Genomic DNA, 4,152 nt, shown 5'->3' on the forward strand with positions numbered 1-4,152 from the left:
ATCCCCCTCCCCCGCCGCCCCGCTGCCTGCCCGCGAGGGCGACGACGACTGAATCCCTGCCCCCGTCTCGCCGTAGCGTGTCCGCATGAGCATGAGCAGCACGAGCAGCACACGAGAGCGTCTGGTGGTCATCGGGGGCGACGCGGCCGGCATGTCCGCGGCGTCCCAGGCGCGCAGGCTCAAGGGCCCCGACGAGCTGGAGATCGTCGCGTTCGAGCGCGGCCGCTTCACCTCGTACTCCGCCTGCGGCATCCCCTACTGGGTGGGCGGCGACGTCGGGGAGCGGGACGATCTGATCGCGCGGACGCCCGAGCAGCACCGGGAGCGGGCGATCGATCTGCGCATGCGCACGGAGGTGGTGCGGCTCGACGTCCCGGGCCGCCGTGTCCTGGCCCGGGACCTGGAGGCGGGCGAGGAGTACTGGACGTCGTACGACAAGCTCGTCATCGCCACCGGCGCGCGCCCCCTGCGTCCGGCGCTGCCCGGCATCGACGCCCCCGGTGTGCACGGCGTGCAGACCCTCGGCGACGGCCAGGCCCTGATCGACACGCTGGCCGGGACGGCGGGCCGCCGCGCCGTGGTCATCGGCGCGGGCTACATCGGCGTCGAGATGGCGGAGGCGCTGGTCAACCGCGGCTACGAGGTGACCGTCGTCAACCGCGGCAAGGAGCCCATGTCGACGCTCGACCCGGACATGGGCCGCCTGGTGCACGACGCCATGACGGGCATGGGCATCACGATGGTGAACGACGCCGAGGTCACCAAGATCCTCACGGCGGACGACGGCCGGGCCAGGGCGGTGGCCACGGAGGACGCCGAGTATCCGGCGGACGTGGTGGTGCTGGGCATCGGCGTCCGCCCCGAGACGGCGCTCGCCGGCGAGGCGGGTCTGCCGCTCGGCGAGCACGGCGGGCTCCTGACCGACCTGGCGATGCGGGTGCGCGGGCACGACGACATCTGGTCCGGCGGGGACTGCGTGGAGGTCCGCGACCTGGTGTCGGGGCGCGAGCGGCACATCGCGCTCGGCACGCACGCCAACAAGCACGGGCAGGTCATCGGCTCGAACGCGGGCGGGGGCTACGCCACGTTCCCCGGTGTCGTCGGCACGGCCGTCAGCAAGGTCTGCGACCTGGAGATCGCCCGTACCGGCCTGCGCGAGAAGGACGCGCTGGCCGCCGGTCTCCGCTTCGTGACGGTGACCATCGAGTCGACGAGCAGGGCGGGTTACTACCCGGGGGCCGCCCCGATGAAGGTGAAGATGATCGCCGAGCGGCGCACCGGGCGGCTCCTGGGCGTCCAGATCGTCGGGCGCGAGGGCGCGGGCAAGCGCGTCGACGTGGCGGCCGTCGCGCTGACGGCGCAGATGACGGTGGAGCAGATGACGGCGCTCGACCTGGGGTACGCGCCGCCGTTCTCCCCGGTGTGGGATCCGGTGCTGGTGGCGGCCCGCAAGGCGGTGGCGGCGGTGCGGGCGGACCGGACCTGATGTGAAGGGCGCGGTTCGCCTGACCAGGAAAGGGTCCCCGTCCGGTCGGACAGGGACCCTTTTCAGACATCTTTCAGACGTTCGCCGTTCAGACGTCCGCTGTTCGCGCGGTGGCCGCTCAGACGGCCGTGCGCGTGTGCACGTAGTCCACGAGACGGGTCAGTGCCTCGGGGTCCGTGGTGGGCAGGACGCCGTGCCCGAGGTTGAAGATGTGTCCCTCCAGCCCGCTCGCGGCGGCGAGGACCTCGTCCGTCTTCTGCTCGACGGCCTCCCGGGTGGAGAAGAGGACGGCCGGGTCGAGGTTGCCCTGGATCGCCTTGCCGGGGCCGACGCGGCGCGCGGCCTCGTCCACCGGCACCCGCCAGTCGGCGCCCACGACGTCGGCACCGGCCTCGCCCATGAGGCCGAGCAGCTCGCCCGTGCCGACGCCGAAGTGGATGCGGGGCACACCGTACGGGGCGATCGCGTCGAAGACCTTCACCGAGGCGGGCATCACCGAGCGGCGGTAGTCGGCGGGCGCCAGCGCGCCCACCCACGAGTCGAAGAGCTGCACGGCGCTGGCGCCCGCCTCGATCTGCACCTTCAGGAAGGCGGCGGTGATCTCCGCGAGGCGGTCGAGCAGGTCCGCCCAGAGCTGCGGGTCGCCGTACATCAGCGCCTTGGTGTGCTCGTGGTTGCGGCTCGGACCGCCCTCCACGAGGTAGCTCGCCAGGGTGAAAGGCGCGCCCGCGAAGCCGATGAGCGGCGTCGAGCCGAGCTCGGCCGTCAGCATCCCCATCGCCTCGGTGACGTAGTGGACGTCCTCGGGCGTGAGGTCCCGCAGCTGCGCGAGGTCGGCGCGCGAGCGGATCGGGTTCTCGACGACGGGACCGACGCCCGGCTTGATGTCGAGGTCGATGCCGATCGCCTTGAGCGGGACGACGATGTCGCTGAAGTAGATCGCGGCGTCCACGTTGTGACGGCGCACGGGCTGCAGCGTGATCTCGGTGACGAGGTCGGGGCGCATGCAGGACTCCAGCATGGCCGTGCCCTCGCGGACCTTGCGGTACTCGGGAAGTGAGCGCCCCGCCTGTCGCATGAACCAGACCGGTGTGTGCGGCACGGCCTCGCGCCTGCACGCCTTCATGAAGGGGGAGTCGTACGTCGCTGTGTTCTGCCGGCCCTGGGGGCCACGGCTGTCATTGGCACTCACGCGGAAAGTCTCGCACGTCGACCCGGAACCCCCTGACGGGTGTCTCTCCCTGCGCGAAGGCGCCGTTCCCCTTAACCTTCCCCGCATGGCTGCGGCTCAGGGACAACGGTCGGACGGCGCTGGCGAGATGGAGAGTTCGGAGGGGAAGGTGGCGGATTCGGCTCCGTTGCCCTTCCGCGCGGCGGTCGACGCGCTGCGGGGGGCACGGCTGCGGCCGGAGATCGAGATCGACCCGACGCGACCGCCGCAGCGCCTTGCGCCGCACGCGTACGCGTTGGAGGCGGCGGTCGTGGAGGGTGAGGAGGACCTCGCCGACGGACGGCTCGTGCTGCTCCACGATCCGGCCGGGCACGACGCGTGGCAGGGCACTTTCCGGCTCGTCACGCTCGTACGGGCGGAGCTCGAACCGGAGATGGCGGCGGATCCGCTGCTGCCGGAGGTCTGCTGGTCGTGGCTGACCGGGGCGCTGCACGCGCGGGGGCTTTCGGCGGGCGAGGCGAGCGGGACGGTGACGCGCGCCGGATCCCACTACTTCGGGGGGCTCTCGGAGCGGCCGCCCGCCTCGCAGATCGAGATCCGGGCCTCCTGGACCCCGCGGGAGGGCAGCGGCGGGGTGCCGGACACGGGCGCGCATCTGGCGGCGTGGTGCGACCTGCTCTGCCAGGTCGCGGGGCTGCCGCCCGCGGGCCCCGGAGACGGGTCGGTGGTCTCGCTGCCGCAACGGCGGGGGCCGCTGTCCCCATGAATGCGGGGGCCGCTGTCCCCGTGAGCGGGGGCCGCTGTCCCCTCCAACCGATGAACCGGAGCACGTGAACCGACACACCTGAACCCACGAGAACCCGAACACCCATTCCCCCGCGGCCCGCGCCGCGGGGTTTGCCTTGTGGGGGTCACTCGGAAGTGGGCGTGTTCGGTTTGATCTTCGGATGATCGAGCGCATGTCCGAATTGCCCGAATCATTGCTCACCAAATCGTGATCATTTCCTAAAGGCCGCAGGGATTGGTGCCGAAGAGGTTTGTGACCTTGAAAGCACGGTTCGTCCCGGCTTCATCCCCGAGCCGGTCCCGTCCCCCACCCCAGGAGGCCTGGTGTCCGTTCTCCTCGAGCAGCCCGCAAGCCTGGTCGCCTACCGCCCGAACAAGCCGACCGCCATGGTCGTCGTGGCCGACCCCCGCGTCCGTTCCACCGTCACCCGCCACCTGTGGGCACTCGGTGTACGCGACGTCATCGAGGCCTCGTCCATCGCGGAGGCTCGTCCCCGCATCGGCAACCCCCGGGACATCTGCGTCGCGGATGTCCACCTCCCCGACGGCTCCGGCCTGACGCTCCTCTCCGAAACCCGTGCCGCGGGCTGGCCCAACGGCCTCGCCCTCTCCGCCGCCGACGACATCGGTGCCGTGCGCAACGCCCTCGCGGGCGGCGTCAAGGGCTACGTCGTCACCGGCACCCGTACGAACGTCGGACTCCCCACCC

General features: G+C 71.8%; 4 protein-coding genes. 3 read left to right on the forward strand and 1 reads right to left on the reverse strand.

Features of this window, described 5'->3' with window-relative positions; all coding sequences use genetic code 11:
• Positions 1-85 precede the first annotated feature (85 nt).
• The gene (locus AOK03_RS38280; protein WP_055569970.1) at positions 86-1,486 is read left to right on the forward strand and encodes an FAD-dependent oxidoreductase; all 1,401 of its coding nucleotides are present in this window, start codon (positions 86-88) and stop codon (positions 1,484-1,486) included.
• Between the two features lie 118 nt (positions 1,487-1,604).
• Here AOK03_RS38280 and hemE read toward each other — a convergent pair whose 3' ends face one another.
• Entirely contained in the window at positions 1,605-2,678 is a 1,074-nt protein-coding gene (gene hemE / locus AOK03_RS38285; RefSeq protein ID WP_055569971.1) for a uroporphyrinogen decarboxylase, read from the reverse strand.
• Positions 2,679-2,763: 85 nt separating this feature from the next.
• On the opposite strand from hemE, the gene AOK03_RS38290 reads away from it, so the two are divergent.
• On the forward strand, positions 2,764-3,423 hold the full coding sequence (locus tag AOK03_RS38290; RefSeq protein WP_055569972.1) for a DUF3000 domain-containing protein: 660 nt from the start codon (positions 2,764-2,766) through the stop codon (positions 3,421-3,423).
• Positions 3,424-3,767: 344 nt separating this feature from the next.
• A partial coding sequence (locus AOK03_RS38295; protein ID WP_208609690.1) for a response regulator occupies positions 3,768-4,152 on the forward strand: 385 nt, incomplete at its 3' end.

The sequence above is a fragment of the Streptomyces atriruber genome, assembly GCF_001418325.1.
In the GTDB taxonomy this organism is placed as follows: domain Bacteria; phylum Actinomycetota; class Actinomycetes; order Streptomycetales; family Streptomycetaceae; genus Streptomyces; species Streptomyces atriruber.